General features: G+C 71.9%; 22 protein-coding genes and 3 pseudogenes. 13 read left to right on the top strand and 12 right to left on the bottom strand.

Translation table 11 applies throughout. From position 1 onward, the window contains the following. Positions 1-26: 26 nt before the first annotated feature. A complete protein-coding gene (locus QNO09_RS06760) occupies positions 27-824 on the bottom strand; it encodes a VOC family protein (RefSeq protein ID WP_283969125.1) in 798 nt (265 codons plus the stop codon). A gap of 194 nt (positions 825-1018) precedes the next feature. Here QNO09_RS06760 and QNO09_RS06755 point away from each other — a divergent pair, with 194 nt between their 5' ends. After that, positions 1019-1927 (top strand): SGNH/GDSL hydrolase family protein, encoded by a 909-nt coding sequence (locus QNO09_RS06755; protein WP_283969124.1) that lies wholly within the window; start codon positions 1019-1021, stop codon positions 1925-1927. A gap of 8 nt (positions 1928-1935) precedes the next feature. Further along, entirely contained in the window at positions 1936-2835 is a 900-nt protein-coding gene (locus tag QNO09_RS06750; protein ID WP_502962254.1) for an aminoglycoside phosphotransferase family protein, read from the top strand. 51 nt (positions 2836-2886) lie between these two features. Here the strand turns inward: QNO09_RS06750 and QNO09_RS06745 are convergent, their stop codons facing one another. Then, the gene (locus tag QNO09_RS06745; protein WP_283969122.1) at positions 2887-3369 is read right to left on the bottom strand and encodes a VOC family protein; all 483 of its coding nucleotides are present in this window, start codon (positions 3367-3369) and stop codon (positions 2887-2889) included. A gap of 345 nt (positions 3370-3714) precedes the next feature. On the opposite strand from QNO09_RS06745, the gene QNO09_RS06740 reads away from it, so the two are divergent. Together QNO09_RS06740 and QNO09_RS06735 are read left to right on the top strand one after the other, a co-directional pair. Next, positions 3715-4356, top strand: a complete 642-nt coding sequence (locus QNO09_RS06740; RefSeq protein WP_283969121.1) for an ATP-dependent Clp protease proteolytic subunit — start codon at positions 3715-3717, stop codon at positions 4354-4356. Beyond that, positions 4356-4958 (top strand): ClpP family protease, encoded by a 603-nt coding sequence (locus tag QNO09_RS06735; protein ID WP_283969120.1) that lies wholly within the window; start codon positions 4356-4358, stop codon positions 4956-4958. Before QNO09_RS06740 ends, QNO09_RS06735 begins: the two co-directional genes overlap by 1 nt. Before the next feature lie 23 nt (positions 4959-4981). Here the strand turns inward: QNO09_RS06735 and QNO09_RS06730 are convergent, their stop codons facing one another. Beyond that, the gene (locus tag QNO09_RS06730; protein WP_283969119.1) at positions 4982-5395 is read right to left on the bottom strand and encodes a helix-turn-helix domain-containing protein; all 414 of its coding nucleotides are present in this window, start codon (positions 5393-5395) and stop codon (positions 4982-4984) included. Positions 5396-5601: 206 nt separating this feature from the next. Here QNO09_RS06730 and QNO09_RS06725 point away from each other — a divergent pair, with 206 nt between their 5' ends. Next, entirely contained in the window at positions 5602-6489 is an 888-nt protein-coding gene (locus QNO09_RS06725) for an RNA polymerase sigma factor SigF (protein ID WP_283969118.1), read from the top strand. Positions 6490-6617: 128 nt separating this feature from the next. Here the strand turns inward: QNO09_RS06725 and QNO09_RS06720 are convergent, their stop codons facing one another. Further along, positions 6618-7082 (bottom strand): ATP-binding protein, encoded by a 465-nt coding sequence (locus tag QNO09_RS06720; protein WP_283969117.1) that lies wholly within the window; start codon positions 7080-7082, stop codon positions 6618-6620. 187 nt (positions 7083-7269) lie between these two features. Between QNO09_RS06720 and QNO09_RS06715 the strand changes: the two genes are divergently transcribed. The 3 genes and pseudogenes from QNO09_RS06715 to QNO09_RS06705 form a co-directional block, all read left to right on the top strand. Continuing rightward, positions 7270-7410, top strand: coding sequence for a hypothetical protein (locus QNO09_RS06715; protein WP_283969116.1), 141 nt, complete (start codon positions 7270-7272; stop codon positions 7408-7410). After that, a complete protein-coding gene (locus QNO09_RS06710) occupies positions 7407-7991 on the top strand; it encodes a PRC-barrel domain-containing protein (RefSeq protein ID WP_283969115.1) in 585 nt (194 codons plus the stop codon). Before QNO09_RS06715 ends, QNO09_RS06710 begins: the two co-directional genes overlap by 4 nt. Continuing rightward, positions 7991-8290: pseudogene (locus QNO09_RS06705) on the top strand (hypothetical protein); the annotation flags it as partial. The gene QNO09_RS06710 and the pseudogene QNO09_RS06705, both read left to right, overlap by 1 nt. Positions 8291-8421: 131 nt before the next feature. Here the strand turns inward: QNO09_RS06705 and QNO09_RS06700 are convergent. Continuing rightward, positions 8422-9594: a DUF6777 domain-containing protein gene (locus tag QNO09_RS06700; RefSeq protein ID WP_283969114.1), complete on the bottom strand. Its 1173-nt coding sequence runs from the start codon at positions 9592-9594 to the stop codon at positions 8422-8424. Positions 9595-9774: 180 nt separating this feature from the next. Between QNO09_RS06700 and QNO09_RS06695 the strand changes: the two genes are divergently transcribed. Next, entirely contained in the window at positions 9775-11073 is a 1299-nt protein-coding gene (locus QNO09_RS06695; protein ID WP_283969113.1) for a streptophobe family protein, read from the top strand. A gap of 9 nt (positions 11074-11082) precedes the next feature. Here QNO09_RS06695 and QNO09_RS06690 read toward each other — a convergent pair whose 3' ends face one another. From QNO09_RS06690 to QNO09_RS06675, 4 genes are read right to left on the bottom strand one after another with little or no spacing between them, the layout of a single operon-like run. After that, positions 11083-12078 carry a serine/threonine-protein kinase gene (locus QNO09_RS06690; RefSeq protein WP_283969112.1) on the bottom strand — a complete coding sequence of 332 codons (996 nt, stop codon included), beginning with the start codon at positions 12076-12078 and terminating at the stop codon, positions 11083-11085. After that, positions 12075-12983, bottom strand: a complete 909-nt coding sequence (locus QNO09_RS39865; protein ID WP_502962252.1) for a hypothetical protein — start codon at positions 12981-12983, stop codon at positions 12075-12077. The genes QNO09_RS06690 and QNO09_RS39865 overlap by 4 nt, the downstream gene beginning before the upstream one ends. A gap of 9 nt (positions 12984-12992) precedes the next feature. Then, positions 12993-15323 carry an ABC transporter ATP-binding protein/permease gene (locus QNO09_RS06680; RefSeq protein ID WP_283969111.1) on the bottom strand — a complete coding sequence of 777 codons (2331 nt, stop codon included), beginning with the start codon at positions 15321-15323 and terminating at the stop codon, positions 12993-12995. Between the two features lie 59 nt (positions 15324-15382). After that, positions 15383-15793, bottom strand: coding sequence for a hypothetical protein (locus tag QNO09_RS06675; RefSeq protein ID WP_283969110.1), 411 nt, complete (start codon positions 15791-15793; stop codon positions 15383-15385). Positions 15794-16127: 334 nt separating this feature from the next. Here QNO09_RS06675 and QNO09_RS06670 point away from each other — a divergent pair. Together QNO09_RS06670 and QNO09_RS06665 are read left to right on the top strand one after the other, a co-directional pair. Continuing rightward, a pseudogene (locus QNO09_RS06670) lies at positions 16128-16507 on the top strand (nuclear transport factor 2 family protein). Between the two features lie 76 nt (positions 16508-16583). After that, positions 16584-16865: pseudogene (locus QNO09_RS06665) on the top strand (DUF1905 domain-containing protein); the annotation flags it as partial. A gap of 57 nt (positions 16866-16922) precedes the next feature. Here QNO09_RS06665 and mgrA read toward each other — a convergent pair. Beyond that, positions 16923-17915, bottom strand: coding sequence for an L-glyceraldehyde 3-phosphate reductase (gene mgrA, locus QNO09_RS06660; RefSeq protein WP_283969109.1), 993 nt, complete (start codon positions 17913-17915; stop codon positions 16923-16925). A gap of 117 nt (positions 17916-18032) precedes the next feature. On the opposite strand from mgrA, the gene QNO09_RS06655 reads away from it, so the two are divergent. Both QNO09_RS06655 and QNO09_RS06650 read left to right on the top strand, forming a co-directional pair. Continuing rightward, positions 18033-18950, top strand: a complete 918-nt coding sequence (locus QNO09_RS06655) for a LysR family transcriptional regulator (protein WP_283969108.1) — start codon at positions 18033-18035, stop codon at positions 18948-18950. Between the two features lie 56 nt (positions 18951-19006). Continuing rightward, positions 19007-19522, top strand: coding sequence for a mycothiol transferase (locus tag QNO09_RS06650; RefSeq protein WP_283969107.1), 516 nt, complete (start codon positions 19007-19009; stop codon positions 19520-19522). Here the strand turns inward: QNO09_RS06650 and QNO09_RS06645 are convergent. Together QNO09_RS06645 and QNO09_RS06640 are read right to left on the bottom strand one after the other, a co-directional pair. Further along, a complete protein-coding gene (locus QNO09_RS06645) occupies positions 19504-20583 on the bottom strand; it encodes an adenosine deaminase (RefSeq protein WP_283969106.1) in 1080 nt (359 codons plus the stop codon). The two genes, QNO09_RS06650 and QNO09_RS06645, sit on opposite strands and share 19 nt — an antisense overlap. A 67-nt stretch (positions 20584-20650) precedes the next feature. Next, positions 20651-21043: a VOC family protein gene (locus tag QNO09_RS06640; RefSeq protein WP_283969105.1), complete on the bottom strand. Its 393-nt coding sequence runs from the start codon at positions 21041-21043 to the stop codon at positions 20651-20653. Between the last annotated feature and the right edge of the window lie 67 nt (positions 21044-21110).

Below are 21110 nucleotides of genomic sequence, written 5' to 3'. Positions count from 1 at the left end.
ACCGTCCGGCCGCGAGGTCCGGGCGCCTACCCCACGTCGGTCAGCTTCGGCATCTCTCCCTCGGTGGTCGAGGTGTCGATCACCGAGAAGTTCGCACCCTGTGGGTCGCTGATCGCCGCGAACCGGCCGAACGGCGTGGTCATCGGGCCGAACCGCAGGACGCCGCCGAGCCCGGTCGCCTTCGCCACGGCCTCGTCACAGTCCTCGACGCCGAAGTAGACGTTGATGTACGGCCGCATCTCGGGCGGGAACTCCTCCGTCATCTTCATCCGGCCCAGCACGGTGTGTTCGCCCAGGTCGTAGATCCGGAAGTTCGTCTCGCCGTCCTCCATGTCCCGCTGCCGGTAGGGGAAGAGGGCGGGGAAGAACGCGTCGGACTTCTCCGGCTCGCGGGTGAAGACCTCCGCCCACGTGTAGGCGCCGGGTTCGCCCATCGCCTGGAAGCCCTCGTGGGTGCCCGCCTGCCAGATGCCGAAGACGACACCACCGGGATCGCGGGCCAGGCACATGGTGCCGAAGTCGGCGACCCGCATCGGCTCCATCAGCACCTCGCCGCCGTGCTCACCGATCCGGGCGGCGGTGGCGGCGGCGTCCTGCGACGCGAAGTAGAGGCACCACTGCGACAGGCCTTCCTGTCCGGGCATGGGCGGGACGACGGCGGCGACCGCCTTGCCGTTCGCATAGGCCTCCGTGTAGTTGCCGAAGTCCGCCGACGCCTCGGCGAAGGTCCAGCCCAGCACGTCTCCGTAGAAGCTCTTGGCCCCTTCGAGGTCGCCGAACATCGCGTCGGCCCAGCAGGGGGTTCCCTCAGGTTGCACGGCCATGGTCACGGCCCTCTCCGCATGAGTGGAATCGTCCGCTTCCTCACGCTAGTCACCCGGGGCCCGGCCCGCGCGGCGAGCGGGTGCGCGCCGTCCCCCGACCGGTCCCGGCCATCGCGACCGGTGTACGTCTTCCCCCCGGGGCCCGACTGTGCTTGCCTGAGTGCCGTTTCGCTGGCCGGGGCGGGAGTCGCCGTATGCGCAAGCCGTGGGTCGTGGGAGTTCTGCTGACCGGAGTGCTCCTCGGCGGGTGCGGCGATCCCGCGTCCGCCCCCGAGGAGCCGGCGCCGACCGCACCCGGTGCGTCGGCCCCCACCCATCAGCGCGCCCCCGCCTCCGCCGCCTCCCCCGGCCCCGAACGCAAGCGGGCGCCCACGGTGCTCTACCTCGGGGATTCCCTGGCGATGGAGAGCCAGAAGGTCCTCGGGCAGGAGTTACGCCGGGACCTGAAGGCGCGGTACACGGCCGCCCCGTACTCCGGGACGACCCTGTGCGACTACCTGGAGGGCACGGCCGAGCGGTCCCTGGTACCGGCCGCCGACAAGGCCGCCGCGCTGGTGCGCGGGCTGCGGCCCGACGTCGTGGTCCTGCAGTTCTGGGGGAACTCCTGGGGCTACACGCCGTGCATGGACGGCATCACCTACGACAAGACCCCGGCCCGCTACTTCAGCCGCTACGACGCCGACGCGCGCAGGCTCACCGAACAGATCGCCGCGGCCGGGGGTGGCAAGCGCCCGCGGATCGTCTGGGTGTCCCAGGGGCCGGACCCGATCACGCCCGAGCGGGTCCGGCGCGTCAACGCGCTCTACGAGAAGCGGGCCGCCGCCTCCGGCGACCTCGTGGCGGACGCCGGGAAGGCGGTGAGCCCGGCCACGGACCGCTACACCTGGATGCGGTACCTGCCGTGCACGCCCTACGAGCGTGATCACCCCGGCTTGTGCACCCAGCCCGGCCGCGACCGCACGGCACTGCACCGCGACGACGACTACCTGCACTTCTGCCTGGCCCCCACCACGTCCACGCCGAAGCCCTGTCCGGTCCGTTCCCCCGGCATCCTGCGCATCGCCCGGGAGGTCACCAAAACCGTTCGACAGGTGGCGGGTTGACGGCTCGAATGGGCGTCATGAGCACGGGGCGCATGCATGAGGACGAGTTGGACATCGACGTGACGCTCGTCGGCCGGCTGATCGCCGGACAGTTCCCGCCGTGGGCCGGGCTGCCGCTGCGGCGGCTGGAGTCGTCCGGGACGGAGAACGCCATGTTCCGCCTCGGCGCGGACAAGGTCGTCCGTCTCCCCCGGCACCCGCGCGCCGTGGAGGCGATCACCCACGAACTGCGCTGGCTGCCCCGGCTCGGCCCGGGACTGCCCGCCGCCTCGCCCGAGCCCCTCGGCCGGGGCGAACCCGGCGACGGCTTCCCCTGGCCCTGGTCGGTCTACGCCTGGCTGGAGGGCCGCAACCCGGTGCCCGGCCGGCTCGAGGAGCCCGAACTGCTCGCCGAGGACCTGGCGGCGTACGTCACGGCCCTGCGCCGTATCGACGCGTCCGAGGGCCCCGTGGGCTACCGGGGAGTGCCGTTGGCGACCCGGGACCCCTTCCTGCGTGACGCGCTCGCCCGGCTCACGGGACGGGTCGACACGGCCGCGGTGACCGACGTGTGGGAGGACGCCCTGCGGGCTCCGGAGCACACCGGGCCGCCCGTCTGGGCGCACGGCGACCTGATGGCCGGGAACCTCCTGGTCAGGGGCGGACGGCTGAGCGCGGTGATCGACTTCGGCACGGTGGGGGTCGGTGATCCCGCCGTCGACCTCATCGGCGCCTGGTGCCTGCTGCCCGGCGCGGCCCGCGGTGCGTTCCGCGCGGCCGTGGGCGCCGGTGAGGCCGAATGGGCACGGGCCCGGGGCTGGGCCCTGTCGATCGCCGTCATCGCGCTGCCGTACTACTGGGAGACGAACCCGCCGGTCGCGGAGAACTCCCGGTACGTCATCCGGGAGATCCTGGCCGAGACGCGGTGAGGGCGGGGCGGCATACCCGCAGGGCCCGGCCCCGCCCCTGGCTTCGGCACCTCACTCGCCCGCGTACGCCTTCTCCAGGGCGGCGATGTCGAACTTGCCCATCGCCATGAACGCCCGGGTCACCCGGGCAGCTCTCGCCGGATCCGGGTCGGTGATCATCTCGTCGAGCCGGTCCGGGACGACCTGCCAGGACAGGCCGAACCTGTCCTTGAGCCAGCCGCAGGGGCCGGGCTCGCCACCGTTCTCGGTGAGCCTGGTCCAGTAGTGGTCGATCTCCTCCTGGTCGGCGCAGTGGATCATGAAGGAGGTGGCCTCGGTGAATCTGAACCGGGGGCCGCCGTTGAGCGCGAGGAACGTGTGCCCGTTGGCCGTGAACTCCACGGTCATCACGCTGCCTGCGGCCTGGGGCGCTCCCTCGGGGTAGCGCGCGATCTTGCCGATGCCGGAGTTGTCGAAGATCGAGACGTAGTGATGGGCGGCCTCCTCGGCCTGGCCGTCGAACCAGAGACACGTGGTGAAACCGTCGGTGGTCATGAGTCCTCCCGCACGCCGGAACGCTGTCACCACGGTCGACCGGGCCCCGCCCCGGAACTCATCGCTCGGGGGCGGAAAAATCCAGATGGCCGTTACACCGTTCAGAACTGGCATGGTCGACCGCGGCGCGCACGTCGCGGCGAGGGAGGAGCCGGACCTGCTGGTCGGTGATGTGCGGGCGTTCTTCCGCCGGTTGCGCGAGAAGGGCTGAGCCTCGGGCTCCGCCGGTAGCGGATCTGCCGAGGGCAGAGAAACCGTTCGCGGGCATCGCCCGAGGTCAAGAGTGGAGTCGACGGCACATCCCCGACACGTCCACGGCGCTTGTCGCCACGACGAGGAGAACCGATGACTCCACTCACGACGCTCGCTCCCAGGGCGGAGGAGGGCGACACCCCTCCGACCCGCTTCGACGACCATCTGGCCGCCCAACTGCTCGCGCAGCGCATTGTGCTGCTGGGCACCCAGGTCGACGAGGTCTCCGCGAACCGGGTCTGCTCCCAGTTGCTCATCCTGTCCGCGGAGGACGCGCACACCGACATCAGCCTGTACATCAACAGCCCGGGCGGGGCGGTGCACGCCGGCCTCGCCATCTACGACACGATGCGGCTCATCCCGAACGACGTCTCCACTCTGGCCATGGGTTTCGCGGCCAGCATGGGGCAGTTCCTGCTGAGTGTCGGCGCGCCGGGCAAGCGCTACGCCCTGCCGAACGCGCGGATCATGATGCACCAGCCCTCGGCGGGCATCGGCGGCACGACAGCGGACATCGAGATCCAGGCGGAGAACCTGGAGTTCACCAAGCGGACCATCGAGCGGATCACGGCGGAGCACACCGGCCAGAGCCCGGAGACCATCTCCCTCGACGGTGACCGGGACCGCTGGTTCACGGCCGAGGAGGCCAGGGAGTACGGCATGGTGGACCGGGTCGTGGAGTCCCTCGCGGACGTCCGCCCGGCGGCCACCCGGCGCAGGATGGGGCTCCAGTGATGGGTTCGTACACGATTCCGAACGTCGTCGAGCGCACCCCGCAGGGCGAGCGGTCCTACGACGTCTTCAGCCGGCTGCTGTCCGAGCGGATCATCTTCCTCGGCACCGAGATCGACGACGGCGTCGCCAACGTGGTCATCGCCCAGCTCCTCCACCTGGAGTCGTCCTCCCCGGAGAGCGAGATCGCGATCTACATCAACTCACCGGGTGGCTCGTTCACCTCGCTCATGGCCATCTACGACACCATGACGTTCGTGCAGGCGCCGATCTCCACGTTCTGCGTCGGGCAGGCGGCCTCCACGGCGGCCGTGCTGCTGGCCGGCGGGGACCCGGGGCGGCGGTTCGTACTGGAGCACTCACGGGTCCTGCTCGGCCAGCCGGCCGCCGGAGGGCAGCGCGGCATGGTGTCCGACCTGGCGCTCCACGCCAAGGAGATGGTGCGGATCCGCTCCCAGGTGGAGGAGGTGCTGGCGCGGCACACCCACCACGACGTGACGGCCCTGCGGGCCGACATGGACCGCGACAAGGTGTTCACCGCGCAGGAGGCGGTGGGCTACGGGCTGGCCGACGAGGTGCTCAGCCGGCGCCTCGTGAGGGTCTGAGGCACCGGCCGGGCGGGTGCGCCTCAGGCGGCGAGGCACATCCCGTCGTGCGACGAGGTGGACACCCCGCGGCGGCTGCCGCCGGCGTGGCGTGACGTGACGCGGGTCAGCTCGCCCTGCGCCCTCGTCAGCAGGTCGCCGAGGTTCAGTCCGAGGGCGTGGGCGGCGGCCGCGAGGACCTCCGAGGAGGCCTCCTTGCGGCCGCGCTCCACCTCGGAGAGGTAGGGCATGGAGATCCGTGCCTGGTCGGCGACGTCCTTCAGGGTGCGCTCCTGCGCGAGGCGCTCACGGCGCAGGACGTCACCCACCAGGTCCCGCCACAGCGGCTCCTTGGCGGCGAGGGCCGACGGTGCCTGGCGCGGCACCGCGCCGGCGGGGCGCGCACCGGGTGGGCGCAGCGGGATGACTCGGGCTTCGTTCGGCCGGTGGTTACTCACTGCTCCAGCCTAGGAATCCCGGCCGTCGGCGGAAGGGCCCGGCGTTCCGCCCTGGGTGGAATCACCGCACCACGGACAGGACGTAGGGGTTGATTCCCTCTGATTTCGCCCCGTGAGAAAATCGGAGGGCATGGTGCGGGTCGACCCGGGTACCCGCAACTCGGGAGTACCTATGCAGATGTCCGCCGTGACTCGTGGGAGAGGTAATGGAGACCGCCGTGATCCGGTCGAAGGCGCAGGTCGTCGAAGAGAACACCGAAGCCGGCGCGGGTGACGGAGCACTGCCGGGCGTCGTGGACCCGCGGTCCGTGGCACCGCGGGACGCGAGGGAATTGTCCCGCCAGTTCTTCCAGCGCCTGACGGAACTCGAAGAGGGCACGCACGAATACCAGTACGCGCGCAACACCCTGATCGAGATGAACATGTCGCTCGTGCGTTTCGCGGCCGGACGGTTCCGCGGCCGCGGCGACGACATGGAGGACATCGTCCAGACCGGCATGATCGGCCTGATCAAGGCCATCGACCGGTTCGAGCTCTCGCGTGAGGTGGAGTTCACGTCCTTCGCGCTGCCGTACATCGTCGGGGAGATCAAGCGCTTCTTCCGGGACACGACGTGGGCGGTGCACGTGCCCCGGCGGCTGCAGGAGCTGCGCGTGGAGCTGGCCAAGGCCCGCGAGGAGCTGGCCAGTCGGCTGGACCGCGAGCCGACGGTCGCCGAGCTGGCGACACTGATGAACATCTCCGAGCGCCAGGTGGTGGAGGGGCAGATCGCGGCGAACGGGTACAACTCGTCGTCGCTGGACGCCGCGCTCACCGGCGACGGCCCGGAGGGTGGCGAGGCGGTCCTGGCCGACTTCATCGGAGTGGAGGAGGACGGGCTGCGGCTCGTCGAGGACTTCCACTCGCTCGCCCCGCTCATGGCCGAGCTCAGCGAGCGCGACCGGCAGATCATCCACATGCGGTTCGTGGAGGAGGCCACCCAGGCGGAGATCGGTGAGCGGCTCGGCTGCTCGCAGATGCACGTCTCCCGGCTGATCAAGCGGATCATCACGCGGCTGCGCGAGGGCATGCTGGGCGAGCTGGGCTGCGCCTGAGCCGGAACGGCGCACCAACGGGTGCCGTCCCCCACACGGGAGTGGGGGACGGCACCCGCACATGGGCCACCAGACCAGAAGAGACCGCGACGACATGAGCCGCCCGGGTGAGGTGTTCACCCGGGCGGTCAGGCGTTGGTTTCCTCGGCGAGGGGCAGCACAGCACGCACACGCTTGCCCACCGGCACCCGTTCCACGCTGACCTGCTCCGCGAGCGCGTGGACGATCTCCAGGCCGTGCCGGCCGATGCGCTTCGGGTCGCGGGGGAAGACGCGGGGCAGTGCGGAGCTGCTGTCGTAGACCGACACCGTCACCGTGGTGTCGGTGCCGACGAGCTCCAGGATGTAGGGCCCGTTGCTGTGCCGGTCGGCGTTGGTGACCAGCTCGCTCACCACCAGCAGTACGGCGCCGTCGACACGCTCGTCGATGTGCGCGCACCACTCGGTCCTGAGCTGTTCGAGGAAGAGCGCCGCGAAGGACCGCGCCTCGGCGATACAGCCCTGCTCGCCGGTGTAGTGCGCCGCTCGCCACAGCGGTTCAACGGGCACGTCGAAACCAGTCGGTATCACTGCCCCGTCCAGGTGGTCGATCATTCGTTTCTCTCTGGGAAGCCGGACTGGCCGGACGCTCTGCATCTGTGCTCGTACCCCGAGTCGGGCTTCACACTCCTGACACTTCTCAGCCCGTTCGGTGCCCCGGGCATTGTCCCTCCTGTGCGGGGCACCCGAAAGGAATCAGGTCCGGCCGAGGGCGGCCGGGCCGGATCACCGGAGGTGTGCGGTGGCCTGGTGGACATGGCTGGTCGTGGTGATCGTGGCGCTCGTCGCCCTGGCGGTGGTGACACTCGCCGTGCAAAGCGGCCGGCGCTCGGGGACCGTCATCGCGGTCCGGCGTCGGCCCGGCCGGAAGGGCCTGCGATGAACGAGCTGCTGGCCGCGCGGAGCCTGACGACCCTGCCGGTGGTCACCCTGGGCGGTGACGCCGTCGCGCAGGTCAAGGACACCGTTTTCGACGCCGCCGCCGGCCGTGTCACCGGCTTCACCCTCAGCGGCCGGGGTCTGCTGTCGGGCCCGCTGAAGCAGAGCCTGCCCTGGTCGGCGGTGCACGCGCTGGGTCCCTACGCGGTCATGATCCGCGACACCCTCGCCCTGCAGGACACGTCCGTCGTGGTGGCCCGGCGCGAGGCCCATCAGGGCCGGGTGCTGCACGCGAAGGTGCTGACCGACGAGGGCGCCGAGGTCGGCACGGTGCTCGACGTGATCATCGAGGGCGGGACCAGCGGCCGGGTCGTGGGGTTCCGCATCGCCGCCGGCAAGGCGCTGGTGCAGGGCTCGCGGCGCCGCAGGCACCGGGTGTACGTACCGCGCGGTGAGACGCTCGCCGTCTCCGGTCGTGCCCTGGTCATTCCGGCGGACGCCACCCGCTACGTCGCCGACGACCTGCCGGCCTTCGTCGCCCGGGTCGGCGCCTTCCGGGACGGGCGGGAGGGGACGACCCCGTGATGCTGTTCTCCCGGGCTCGGGGGCTGCCGGTGCTGACGCTGGCCGAGGCGGACGAGGTCGGTGTCCTCAGGTCGCTGACGGTCGACGCCGTGTCCGGTGTGGTCACCCATGTCCGGGTGCGGGGTCGGCATTCCCGCAAGGACACGGTGCTGGCCTGGGGCGCGCTGCACGCCATCGGCCCGGACGCGGTCCTGGTCCGCACGATCGCCGCACCGGCCGAGGTACCCGCGCACCATGAGCTGCCGGGTCTGCGGGTCCTCACCGAGGCGGGTGACGCGCTCGGCACGGTCCAGGACGTCGCGTTCGAACCCGAGACGGGCCGGATCGAGGCGGTCGTCACCACCCACGGCGACCTGCCGGCCGATCGGCTGCTCGGGCTCGGCGAGTACGCCCTGGTGGTCCGCGCCGCTTGGGCGCGCCGCGCGCCGGGTCAGGAGGCCGGGGGCTGTTCCGTCGTGCCGCCACCGGTTCCGCCGCCGGTCTCAGTCCCGGTGTCGCTTTCCGTGTCGGTGTCGGGCGGGGGCTGCTGGGTGTCGGACGGCGGCGGCTCGTCCGTCGTCGGCCCCGAGGTGTCGGTGTCCGAGGTCGGCGGCTCGCTCGTGGGCGGTCGAGACGACGTCGAGTCGGAGGGCGCCGTCGGGGTGGTGACGCTCGCCGACGGGGACGGCTTCTCCGGCTTCTTGGTCTTCTCGTCCTTCTTGCCCGTGTCGCCCTCGTGGCGCTCGAACCACTCGCCGTCCGGCTCGGCCATCACGAAGACGTCGACCGGCTCCGGTGCGGGCGTCACCATGACGACGTTCGACGGGTTGTAGCCCGGCCACGCGTCGCCGGTGGTCTTGGGCGTGCTCTGCTGGGCGACCGGCAGGGACAGCGGGTTGCCGCAGGCGCAGCGCACCCGGGGCACGCCGCGCTCGTCGACGAGGACGGCCGTACCCGCCTGGAGGACGGCCTGGTAGCTGGTGGCGGCGCCGTTCTTGTAACCGTGGTTGGTGACGCGGGTGTCCATGCGCAGGTGCACGGGGGTGAGCGAGCGCAGGTAGGCGGGGACCTCGGAGGACTCGATCCGGGCGACCGAGGCGAAGGCGCGCTGCTTGTCCGGGGCGTCCTCGAAGTAGGTGATCTGCTTCTCCACGTCGCAGCTGGCGACGTTGCGGGTGCCGCCGTACAGGCCCGGCGCGTCGCCCTTCACGCCCTGGACGGCGTTCTGCGGCGCCGACTCGGTGGCTCCCGAGGGCGAGACGGGCGAGGCGGAGCTCTTCTCCTCCGTCGTCGACTCGGTGAACGCGTCCGGGCCGGTGTCGCCCGCCGGCAGGAGGAAGACCTCGCCGCTGGACGTGCTGGTTCCACCGTCGGACACACCGGTGCCGCCGTTGTCGGGGCGGGACAGCACCACGGCGAGGATCACCGCGGCCACCACGGCGGTGGCGATGATCGCGACACGGGGTACGGACCTCCACCACGGTCGGCGGCGCTCCGGCTCCTCGCCGCCCCCGCCGGGCGGCTCCGAGGGCGGGCCGCCGCCCGGGGGCGGCTGGGAGGGACCGGACAGCGGGCCCGAGGGAGGTCCTGTGGGGCGGCCGGACGACGGCGGATCGACGCTCACGAGCTCTTCTTCCCTCGTGGGTTCTCTGCGGCCTTCACACACCCGAGACGGTTCATCCGAGTGTATGACGCTTTTTCCCTTACGAGTTCATTGTGTGCTCCAGCTCTGTACGCCCCGCAAGCCGACGCGGACGGACCTCTCCGGCGGGCGCCCGGCACAGGGCCTGCCTAGCGTGGCAGCGTGACTTCGCGCACCCCCTCCGGCCAGGCACGCACCTCCGGCGAGCGGGCCGTCGCCCGCCACGGCTGGGCGCATGCCCTCGTCACGGTGCTCGCCGGACTTCTCGCCATGGCGGTGGTGGCCGCCCTGGGCCTGTGGGCGGCCGGAGCCGCCGACCTTCCGGACGGTGCCTTCGCCCCCGTCGTCGCAGCCACCATGGTCACCGCCGTCGGCGGCACGGTGAAGGTCACCGGAAGCGCCGGCGACCTCGCCGACACGCAGGCCGGTCTGACGGTCATTCCGTTGTCCGTCACGCTCACCGGTGCGCTGGTGATCGCCTGGGGCTTCCTGCGGCCGCTGCGGCATCGCGCGGTCGCCGGTGCGGCGGAGCTGGCGGGGTGGGCCGGCCGGGTGGCGGTCCTGTGGCTGCTCGCGATGATCGGCCTGACGCTCTCCGCCCGCCACACCTTCGACATCTCCCTGGGGGACGACACGCTCGGAGAACTCGGCGACCTGTTCGGCATCTCACCGAAGATCGGCTTCACCACCGACGTTCCGCTGTCCGTGTTCGTCGCGGTGGTGTGGCTGGCCGGTGTGCTGATCCTGGCCCTGCTGGTGTCACGCGGGGCCCCGCTGCCCGCCGGGCTGCTGCGCTTCCAGACGTCGGTGCGGCCGGCCGCGTACGCGATGATGGCGCTGCTGCTGGCCTGCGTCGTCATCGGTGTGGTCGTCGCCCTGGTCGTCGCCGCGACCAAGGGGCACGTGCGGGAGACGTTCGCGGTGATGCTGCTCGGCCTGCCCAACCTGGTGTGGCTGGCGCTGACGATCGGACTGGGCGCCACCTGGAACGGCAGGGTGGAGGGGCCGTTCGGACTGCCCATGCCGCATGTGCTCGACGAGGTGCTGCGCACCCCGGACGTCTCCGAACTGAATCTGCGCACCCTTTCCGAGCACGACGGCCGGGTGTGGTGGCTGCTGGTCGTCGACGTCGTGCTGCTGCTGGCCGCCGCGTTCGTGATGGCGGCGCGGTCGCCTGCCCGGGTGCGGGCCTGGCAGCACGCCGTGCACATGGCGGCCGCCCTCGTGCTCACGGTCTTCATGATCTGCCTCGTCGGACGCATCTCCGCGCACTACGGCCTGTCCGTGCTCGGCATCGGCGACCTGGGCGGCGGCCTCGGAGGTGAGCTGTTCCTGCGCCCCAAACTGTGGGGCGCGGTGGGCCTGGCCGTCCCGTGGGGGCTGGTGACCGGATACGCCGGGGCGCTGCTGGCGCGCCACGTACGGCGCCGCGGTGAAGTGCGTTCCGACAGCGAGGGCTGACGCCGCGCGCTACGTCCGCCGCACGAACACCGGCTCGGCCCAGCGCGGCGGCGGCTTGGGCGGCTCCTCCCCCGCGCCCGGCATCTGCCGGTCCACGCGCGTGGGCGCGCGGGTGGCCCCGGTCCCACCGCCGACCGTCGCGGCGCGCAGGGCGGCGACGAAGGCGAGACAGGACGGGTACCGGTCGTCGGGGCTCTTGGCGAGGGCCTGGGCGAGGACCCGGTCGACCCCCGGGTCGAGATCGGGCCGGTCCTCGGTCAGCGGCGGAGGCTGGTCGTACTGGTGGGCCCAGAGCAGGGCCATGTCGTCGTCGCGGAGGAAGGGCGGATGGCCGGCCAGGGTCTCGAAGACGACGCAGGCGAACCCGTACACGTCGCAGCGGGCGTCGACCGGCTTGCCGGAGATCTGCTCGGGGGCCACGTAGTCGAGCGTGCCGACGAACTGGCCGACCGTGGTGAAGCCGGTCAGCGACAGCGACTTCTTCGTCAGGCCGAAGTCGGTGAGGTAGACGTGCTCGGGGTGGTCGCTGTCGGTGCCGCGGGACACCAGGATGTTGCCGGGCTTGACGTCCCGGTGGACCAGCCCGTGGTCGTGGGCCGCGTCGAGCGCGGAGGCGAGCTGGGCGGCGACCCGCACGGCGGTGGCGGGCGGCATCGGGCCCTCTCGGTCGAGGACATGCCGCAGGTCGCTGCCGGCGACGTAGCGCATGGCGATGTACAGCACTCCGTCGGTCTCTCCGGCCTCGAACACCGGCACGATGTGCGGGTGGTCGATCGCCGCGGCGGCCCGGGACTCATGGGTGAAGCGGCGGCGGAAGGTGTCGTTGCGGGCGAGTTCCGGGGCGAGCAGTTTCAGGGCGACGGTGCGTTCCAGGCGCAGGTCGCGGGCGCGGTAGACGACGGCCATGCCGCCGCGCCCGATCTCCTCCTCGATCCGGTACCCGGCGATCTGCTGCCCGATCAGCTCGGAGGGCCGCCCCGAGAACAGGCTCGTCTCGCGGTTCAACGGTCCTCCCCCTCGGGCGACACGACCCGGGTGGGCGCACGCCCCACCACCCGCGTGGGCGGTGCCTCAGCCGTCCGCCCCGTCTCCTCGTCGCCCTCGTCGCCCTGCGGTGACACAAGGCGCGTCGGCTCGGCGCCCTCAGGGGCCACGACCCGCGTCGGCTCGGGAGCACCCCTGGGTTCGGGTGTCTCCGGAGCCACCACCCGGGTCGGCGGCGAAGCCTCGGGGGGCGCGATCCCGGTCGGCTCGGGCGCCTCGGGCGGCACCACCCGCGTCGGGCCGGTGGGGGCGCTGCGGTCGGGTGCCGGTACGTCGGCCGGAGGGGACGTCGCGGCGCGGGGCGTCTGCCCGGGGCCCTCGGACGGCACCACCCGCGTGGGGGGATGCACGGGCGCCACGGCGGGGCGGGGCTCCGGTGCGTCTCCGGGTGTCCGGTCCGTGGCGTACGTGGTCATCCGGGTGCCGTCGGCGTACACCCAGTGCCCGTGGGCGGAGTCGTAGAGCCACACGGACTCGCCGTCGACGACGACGCCGATCCGCGTGCCCCGGGTGCGGGCGCGGAAGGACTCCCGGTCGAGACCGCCCGCGAGGTCCTCGACCGCGGAGCGGTAGCGCGCCAGGGCTTCCTGTGCCCGGCCCAGCAGCGGCCGCGGATCGGCGGCGTGGGTGAGCGGCCCGTCGGCCGCCGGGGGGTCCTGCGGTACGGCGACCAGGCGGCGGCCGTCCACCCAGGCCGACCAGCCGTTGAAGCACAGGACGTGCCCCCAGTCGCCCCGCCGCTCCAGGAGCTGCACCGGCAGCAGGGGGTCGAGGTCGACGGTGGGCCGGGACGGGTCGGGGGCCTCCCAGGCGGGCATCCCGTGCTGCGGGACGACGTGCGTGGGCCGAAAGCCGGGGGTCGTCATCGGCGCTCCCTACTTCCGCATGACGGCCGGTTCGTGCCGGCGCAGCATGCGGGACACGAGGAACCCGAAGAGCACCGACAGCACGACCAGCATCCCCACGTCCAGCAGCCAGGTGCCCGCCGAGTGCTCGAAGAGCGGGTCCTTGGTCAGGTCGTCGGGCACGATCCGGGCCAGCCCCACGGTCCCGGCCATCGCCGCCAGCGCCCAGCGCGCCGGAACCAGCCAGCTCAGCTGCTCCAGTCCGGGGGTGTCGGCCAGCTTCAGCAGGGCTCCGCAGAAGACGACCTGGACGATGGCGACGAGCACCAGCAGCGGCATCGTCACCTCTTCCTTGCGCACCAGGGAGGAGATGAGCAGGCCGAGCATCATCGCCGTGAACGCCAGCAGGGCGACGGCGACCGTGATCTCCGCCAGGGGCGGCATCAGTACGCCTTCGCCGCCCGGCGCGTTGAGGTCCACACCGAGCAGGGCGACCAGGGTCAGCACCACCGCCTGGAGCACGGTGATGACACCCAGGACGATGACCTTGGACATCAGGTACGCCGATCTGGACAGGCCCACCGCCCGTTCCCGCTGGTAGATCACGCGTTCCTTGACGAGTTCGCGCACGGCGTTGGCCGCCCCGGTGAGCACCGCGCCGACGCACAGGATGAGCAGCGCGTTCATCGCCGTGTCCAGCGTCAGCTTGCCGCCCGCCAGGGCCCGGGCCATCGCGCCCATCACGAACGGCAGGGCGATCATGATGATCAGGAAGGTGCGGTCGGCGCTCAGCGCGGCCGCGTACCGGCGCACCAGTGTGCCGAGTTGGGCACCGCGGCTGCGCGGCCGGGGCGGGGCGGTGATGACGACGGGCCCGGAGCGGGGCTGCCGAGGCTGCGCGGAGGCGTCTGCGACGTACCGGCCGTGGAAGGGCGAGGCGAGGTAGTCCCCCACCCAGTCCCGGTCCGTGTCGCGTTCGAAGGCCTCGAAGGCCTCCGGCCACTCCTCGAAGCCGAAGAACGACAGGGCGTCCCCGGGCGGCCCGTAGTAGGCGGTCTTTCCACCGGGCGCCAGTACGAGGAGCCGGTCGCACACGTCCAGGCTGAGCACGCTGTGGGTGACGACGATGACGGTCCGGCCGTCGTCGGCGAGGCCGCGCAGCATATGCATCACGGAGCGGTCCATGCCGGGGTCGAGGCCGGAGGTCGGCTCGTCGAGGAACAGCAGCGACGGCTTCGTCAGCAGTTCCAGGGCCACACTGACCCGCTTGCGCTGGCCCCCGGAGAGGCTGTGCACGTGCTGGTCGGCGCGCTGTTCCAGGCCCAGTTCGCGGATGACCTCGTCGACCCGGGCGCGCCGCTCGGCCTTGGCGGTGTCCTGTGGGAAGCGCAGTTCGGCGGCGTAGGAGAGGGCTTTGCGGACGGTCAGCTGCGCGTGCAGGATGTCGTCCTGCGGCACCAGGCCGATGCGCTGGCGCAGCTCGGCGTAGTCGCGGTAGAGGTCGCGGCCGTCGTAGAGGACGGTGCCGTGACCGGCGGGGCGCTGACCGGTGAGGGCGTTGAGGAGGGTGGACTTGCCGGCGCCGCTCGGGCCGACGACGGCGAGCAGGCACTTCTCCCCCACCGGGAACGACACGTGGTCGAGGAGCGTCTTGCGGCCGCGGTCGACGGTGACGGTGAGGTCCTGCACGTCGAGGGAGACCTCGCCGGTGTCGACGTACTCCTGGAGTTGGTCGCCGACGAGGCAGAACGCCGAGTGGCCGATGCCGACGATGTCGCCCGGGCCGACCGGCGCCGTGGTGACGGGGCTGCCGTTGAGGTACGTGCCGTTGTGGCTGCCCAGGTCGGTGATCTCGTAGGTTCCGTCGGCCAGGGCGCGCAGTTCGGCGTGCCGGCGCGAGACCACGAGGTCGTCGATGACCAGGTCGTTGTCGGTGGCGCGGCCGATGCGGACGGTGCGGGAGGGCAGCGGCCGTACGGTCGTGGGCTGCCGGTAGGTGCCGGTGTGGGCCGGCAGGGAGACGGCGGAGGGGCGTTCCGGAGCGGGTGCGGGGCGGCCCATGAGGGTCACGCGCGGCCCGTCGGCCGGATTGCCGAAGCGGATGACACTGCCGGGTCCGACGTGCCGCTCGTGGATGCGCCGGCCGTCCGCGTAGGTGCCGTTGGTGCTGTTCTCGTCCTCGATGGTCCAGTGACCGTCCTCGGGCCGCAGCACCGCGTGATGCCAGGAGACCCGGTCGTCGTCGATGACGATGTCGCTCAGCGGATCGCGCCCCACGTGGTAGTCGTGGCCCGGGATCATCACGGTGGTGCCCGTCTCCGTCTCCAGGACGAGCTCTGGTGCTACCGAGGGTTGCGCCATGGCCAAGATTCTACCGATGTGCCCTGCTGTGCGCCTGGGCGAGCGGGGCCTGCGGTGGGTCAGCCGACGGAGGTGCCGACGAAGGCGGCGGTGCGCTGCATCCGCAGGGCGTCCACGGACTCGGCGAGCAGTTCGTACTCCGTGGTGTCGTCGCTGGTGGCGATCCGCACCAGCCGTCCGGCCGCCAACTCCTCGGCGATCCGCTCCTGCTGGGCGGGATCGGCACACCAGGCGCGCAGCAGCATGGGCACGTCGGGCACAGTGGGGGCGACCGGCACGAGCGCGCCCGGCGGTAAGTGCTCGGCGTCGGGCCGGGGGTCGAGGCGCTGGGCGATCCAGGAGGCGCGGTCGCGCAGCCACCACAGGGCGAGGGCGAGGGTGGGCGCCCGGTAGGTACCGAGGGGCACTCCGATACGGCGGCCGTCGCAGACTCCGTACGCCGTGACGTGGCACAGAAACTCGTCGTGCACGTGACCCTCCCCCGTTGCCCTGCCCGTCCGCCGGTCCGGCCTCGCTTCTTCTGCGGCTCGCGTGCTGTGCGTGAGGGCGCCGTCGCGCGAAGTGAAAACGCTCTCGCTGGTCAGTATGTTCACTACTGAATCACTGTCACCATGACTTTCCGGCCACTCTCCTGGCATATTCACCCCCCGAGTTGGCCGAAATCCGGCGAGCGGTCGCCAGGGCCCATGACTCCGCAGGTAATCGACGCTCCCGGCACGTGCGGGCAAGGTGGTCGCACCGGGTCGCCGAGAACGGAAATCCGGGTCCTGACCAGCAGCTGCGACCTCCTGGAGGCTGATCGCCATGCCCGCGACCGCCCACCGCCACGAGGACGCCGTGGCCCGCTGTTTCGAGGCATGGAACGCCGAGGACCCGGTGACGCGCGCCACGTCGCCGCCGCCTGGGCCGGGGACGGCACCTACACCGACCCTGCGGCCGACGTCAGCGGTCATGACGGCATCGCCGCGGTGATCGCGGCGGTCCAGGAGCGGTTCCCGGGGTTCGAGTTCCCGCTCACCGGGGATGTCGACGGGCATCACGACACCGCCCGCTTCTTCTGGGAGCTGGTGAGCGTGGCCCACGGCTCGGCGCCGGTCGCCGGGTCGGATGTGATCACCCTGGACGGGCAGGGCCGGATCCGGGCCGTGCTCGGCTTCCTGGACCGGGTCCCCGCCGGGGCGTGAGGCCGGCGTCCGCGAGGAGTTCCCCGGTGTCCGGCGGTCTGCAGGGGAAAGAGACCGCCGAGCACCGGAGGACGTCATGGCCACCACGGGAGAACCGGACGCGGACTTCACCGCCGTTCTGCGCGAAAGCCCTGCCGTGGGGGGCTGGACCTGTCTGGTCCGGCCCCGGTCCGTCGCGTTCTTCGGCACCCGCGGTCTGGTCAAGGTGCGCGGGACGATCGACGGTCACCCGTCCCGCAGCTCCTTCATGGCGCTGGGGGACGGCACGCACAAGCTGCCCGTGAAGGCGGAGGTGCGCAAGGCCATCGGCAAGGGGGAGGGCGACACGGTGACCGTGCGCCTCCGGGAGCGGATCGGCTCCCAGCCGCGAGCCGCGCGCCCCGGGAGGCGTCCGTCCCCGGGGCCGGCGGACCCGCTACTGCTTGACGATGGCGTCGATCCGGGCCAGCTCGTCCCCGTCGAAGTCCAGGTTGCGGATGGCCCCGACGCTGTCTTCGATCTGCCGCGCGCTGCTCGCGCCGACCAGCGCGGAGGTGACCCGGCCGCCGCGCAGCACCCAGGCCAGGGCCATCTGGGCCAGGGTCTGGCCGCGGGACTTCGCGATGTCGTTCAGATCGCGCAACCGGCCCACCAGGTCCTCGGTGAGCGCGTCGGAGTTCAGGAAGGGGCTGTCGCTCGCCGCCCGGGAGTCCTCGGGGATGCCGTCGAGGTAGCGGGCGGAGAGCATGCCCTGCTCCAGCGGGGAGAACACGATGGAGCCGACCTGGAGCTCGTCGAGGGCGTCGAGCAGCCCCTCGTCCTCGGGGCGGCGGTCCAGCATCGAGTAACGCGGCTGGTGGATGAGCAGCGGGGTGCCCAGCTCGCCCAGGATGCGGGCGGCCTCACGGGTCTGCTCCGCGGAGTAGTTGGAGACGCCGACGTACAGCGCCTTGCCCTGCTGCACCGCGGAGTGCAGGGCCCCCATCGTCTCCTCGAGCGGGGTGTCCGGGTCGGGGCGGTGCGAGTAGAAGATGTCGACGTAGTCCAGTCCCATCCGCTTCAGGCTCTGGTCCAGCGAGGACAGCACGTACTTGCGCGAGCCCCACTCGCCGTACGGGCCGGGCCACATCAGGTAGCCGGCCTTGGTGGAGATCACCAGCTCGTCGCGGTACGGCGCGAAGTCCGTCCGCAGGAACTCGCCCAGCGCGGACTCGGCGGCGCCGGGCGGCGGGCCGTAGTTGTTGGCGAGGTCGAAGTGGGTGACGCCGAGGTCGAAGGCGCGGCGCAGGATGGCGCGCTGCGTCTCGACGGGCCGGTCCGGGCCGAAGTTGTGCCACAGGCCGAGCGAGAGCGCCGGGAGCTTCAGACCGCTGCGTCCGGTGCGCCGGTAGGGCATGTCCGCGTAGCGGTCGGGGTGTGCGGTGTACAACGCGACTCCAGAGGGGTTGGCGCGGTCGGAAGAAAACCGGTGTCCACTCTGGCGTGACCTGCGCCCATGCGTCCAACAGAAGAATCCGATGGAATTCAGCGGCTACGCTTCTCAGTCATGGAACTGCGCCACCTGCAGCACTTCGTCGCGGTCGCCGAGGACCAGCACTTCACCCGGGCGGCGGAACGTCTCCTGGTGTCCCAGTCGGGCCTTTCGGCCTCCATCCGGGCGCTGGAGCGGGAACTGCAGACACCGCTGTTCGTGCGGACGACCCGCAGGGTGACGCTGACCCCCGCCGGGCGGGCGCTGCTCGGCGAGGCGGAGCGGATCCTCGCGCAGGTCCGCTCGGCCCACGAGGCGGTGGCGGCGGTGCAGGGCGTGCTGCGCGGGATGCTCGCGCTCGGGTCCGAGCAGTGCATCGCCGGGGTGCACGTGGCGGGGCTGCTGGCGGCGTTCCGGCGGCGCCACCCGGACGTGGAGATCTGTCTGCGGCAGGCGGGCTCGTGGGCTCTCGCGGAGGAGGTCGCGGCCGGACGTCTGGACATGGCGTTCGCCGTGCGCACCGCCCGGGAGGACACCGACCAGCTACGGGCCGTACCGCTCACGAGCGAGCCGATGACCGTGCTGTGCCATCCCAGCCACCGGCTCGCCGCGGCCGGGGTGGCGGTGACACCGGAGGATCTCGGCGGTGAGGTCTTCGTCGACTTCCACCCCGACTGGGGGCCCCGGCGCACCACCGACGCGGCCTTCGCCGCGGCGGGCGTCCGCCGCAGCGTCGCCCTGGAGGTCAACGACGTGCACAGCCTCCTCGACCTCGTGGACGAGGACCTGGGCATCGCCGTGGTGCCACGCCACTTCCGGCACAAGCGCGCCTCGCTGACCGCCCTGCCCGTCAAGGGCACCGGGGACGCCGTCTACGAGACGGTCGCCCTGCTGCCGCCCGAGCAGGCGACCAGTCCGGCGGCCCGGGCGCTGATGGCCCTGCTGGAGACGGAGGGCCTGGCACCACCCCAGGAGGGTGTCCACCCCTCCTGACCACGGAAGCCGGGCATCCCGACGCGTGATCCTCGGTGATGCGCGATGGTGGAGCTATGCATGCGAAGGACATCCTCATCGACGGCTACAACCGCATCCGCGAAGAAGTCCACGCCACCGTCGAGGGGCTCGGGCCCGAGGAGCTGAGCGCCCGGCCCGCCCCCGACGCCAACTCCATCGCCTGGCTGGTCTGGCACCTCACCCGCGTCCAGGACGACCACCTGTCCGACGCCTTCGGCCACGACCAGGTGTGGCTGTCCCAGGACTGGGAGAAGCGCTTCGGCCTCGACCTGCCCCGGCGTGACACGGGCTACGGCCACAGCCCCGCCAAGGTCGCCAGGGTCCGGGTCGACTCGGGCGAGCTGCTGACCGGCTACTACGACGCCGTGCACGAGCAGAGCATGGACGCCCTGCGGGGCCTGGCCGCCAAGGACCTGGAGCGTGTGGTCGACGAGCGCTGGGACCCGCCGGTCACCCTGGGCGTCCGGCTGGTCAGCGTCCTGTCCGACGACCTCCAGCACGTCGGACAGGCCGCCTACCTCCGCGGGCTGCTTCAGAGCGCGGCGGCGTAGCCGGGCAGGACCACGTCCCGGATGAGTGCGTTCCGCTCGTCGAACGGGAGGAACGCGCTCTTCAGCGCGTTGACGGTGACCGTGCGCAGATCCGCGACGCTCCAGCCCGCCTCCTCGACCAGCAGCGTCATCTCGCGGGTCATCGTGGTGCCCGAGACCAGCCGGTTGTCGGTGTTGAGGGTGACGCGGAAGCCGAGGTCCTTCAGCGCGGTGATCGGGTGTTCGGCGATCGACGTGGCGGCACCCGTCTGGAGGTTGGACGTCGGGCACATCTCCAGTGCGATGCGCCGGTCGCGCACCCAGCTCGCGAGCCGGCCGAGCTTGCCCGCCGCGAGGTCGGGGATGTCGTCGGTGATCCGCACTCCGTGTCCGATGCGCTGGGCGCCGCACACCTGGAGGGCCTGGTGGATGCTGGGCAGGCCGTGCGCCTCCCCGGCGTGGATGGTGAACGGCACGTTCTCGCGGCGCAGGTGCTCGAAGGCGGCGAGGTGGTCGGCGGGCGGGAAGCCGTCCTCGGCGCCGGCGATGTCGAAGCCGACGACACCGGCGTCCCGGAACGCCACGGCCAGGTCGGCGGCCTCTCGCACCCGGTCGAACATCCGCATCCCGCACAGCAGGGTGCCGACCCGCACCGGAGTGCCGGCGGAAGCCGCCTTGACCATGCCCGCCGCGAGGCCCTCCTGGACGGTCTCCACGACCTCGGCCATGGTCAGCTCGCCGTTGGTGTTCAGCTCGGGGGCGTAGCGCACCTCGCCGTACACCACGCCGTCGGCGGCCAGGTCGAGCACGTACTCCTCGGCGGTGCGCAGCAGGCCCTCGCGGGTCTGCATCACGGCGAGGGTGTGCTCGAAGGTGGCTATGTAGCGCACCAGGTCACCGGAGTTGGCGGCCTCGTAGTACCAGGCGGCGAGCTCGTCCGGGTCGGTGGTGGGCAGGGTGTGGCCGACCGCTTCCGCCAGCTCCACCACGGTGGCGGGGCGCAGGCCGCCGTCGAGGTGGTCGTGCAGCACGGCCTTGGGCAGGCGGCGGATCAGGTCGGCGTCTACGCGCGTAGCAGTCATGGCGGGGTCTTTCCTCGGGCGGGTGGTTCGAACCGGCGGAAGGTCGGCCGGCGGGTGCGGCGGAAGGTCAGCCGGCGGGCTGGAGCAGGTCCCAGCGGTTGCCGTACAGGTCCTGGAAGACGGCGACGCTGCCGTACGGCTCGTGCCGCGGCTCCTCCAGGAAGGTCACGCCGGCGGCGGTCATCCGGGCGTGGTCGCGGGCGAAGTCGTCGGTGTACAGGAAGAACCCGACCCGCCCGCCGGTCTGGTCGCCGACCCGGGCGGCCTGGCCGTCCCCCTTGGCACGGGCCAGCAGCAGTCCGGTGCCGGCTCCCGGCGTACCGGGTTCGACGACGACCCAGCGGGATCCGTCGGGCCGGGGCGCGTCCTCGGCGAGCCGGAATCCAAGGGCGCCGGTGTAGAAGCGGATCGCCTCGTCGTAGTCGTCGACGACGAGGGTGACCAGGGCGATACGTCTCATCGGGGCCTCTCGGAGCGGGTGGGGTTGACCGGAGAGGTTATACGTAAAACCCCACCGATGCCAACCG

It is taken from the genome of Streptomyces sp. 378 (assembly GCF_030124145.1).
Lineage (GTDB): Bacteria > Actinomycetota > Actinomycetes > Streptomycetales > Streptomycetaceae > Streptomyces.
Note: the sequence above shows the minus strand (reverse complement) of the source record. Positions and strands in the feature narration are given on the sequence as shown.

Bases quoted from the DNA above. Each gene is read 5' to 3' on its own strand.
- QNO09_RS06760 (WP_283969125.1), bottom strand. From the start codon at position 824: ATGGCCGTGCAACCTGAGGGAACCCCCTGCTGGGCCGACGCGATGTTC.
- QNO09_RS06755 (WP_283969124.1), top strand. From the start codon at position 1,019: ATGCGCAAGCCGTGGGTCGTGGGAGTTCTGCTGACCGGAGTGCTCCTC.
- QNO09_RS06750 (WP_502962254.1), top strand. From the start codon at position 1,936: ATGGGCGTCATGAGCACGGGGCGCATGCATGAGGACGAGTTGGACATC.
- QNO09_RS06745 (WP_283969122.1), bottom strand. From the start codon at position 3,369: ATGACCACCGACGGTTTCACCACGTGTCTCTGGTTCGACGGCCAGGCC.
- QNO09_RS06740 (WP_283969121.1), top strand. From the start codon at position 3,715: ATGACTCCACTCACGACGCTCGCTCCCAGGGCGGAGGAGGGCGACACC.
- QNO09_RS06735 (WP_283969120.1), top strand. From the start codon at position 4,356: ATGGGTTCGTACACGATTCCGAACGTCGTCGAGCGCACCCCGCAGGGC.
- QNO09_RS06725 (WP_283969118.1), top strand. From the start codon at position 5,602: ATGGAGACCGCCGTGATCCGGTCGAAGGCGCAGGTCGTCGAAGAGAAC.
- QNO09_RS06720 (WP_283969117.1), bottom strand. From the start codon at position 7,082: ATGATCGACCACCTGGACGGGGCAGTGATACCGACTGGTTTCGACGTG.
- QNO09_RS06710 (WP_283969115.1), top strand. From the start codon at position 7,407: ATGAACGAGCTGCTGGCCGCGCGGAGCCTGACGACCCTGCCGGTGGTC.
- QNO09_RS39865 (WP_502962252.1), bottom strand. From the start codon at position 12,983: ATGACGACCCCCGGCTTTCGGCCCACGCACGTCGTCCCGCAGCACGGG.
- QNO09_RS06680 (WP_283969111.1), bottom strand. From the start codon at position 15,323: ATGGCGCAACCCTCGGTAGCACCAGAGCTCGTCCTGGAGACGGAGACG.
- QNO09_RS06655 (WP_283969108.1), top strand. From the start codon at position 18,033: ATGGAACTGCGCCACCTGCAGCACTTCGTCGCGGTCGCCGAGGACCAG.
- QNO09_RS06650 (WP_283969107.1), top strand. From the start codon at position 19,007: ATGCATGCGAAGGACATCCTCATCGACGGCTACAACCGCATCCGCGAA.
- QNO09_RS06645 (WP_283969106.1), bottom strand. From the start codon at position 20,583: ATGACTGCTACGCGCGTAGACGCCGACCTGATCCGCCGCCTGCCCAAG.
- QNO09_RS06640 (WP_283969105.1), bottom strand. From the start codon at position 21,043: ATGAGACGTATCGCCCTGGTCACCCTCGTCGTCGACGACTACGACGAG.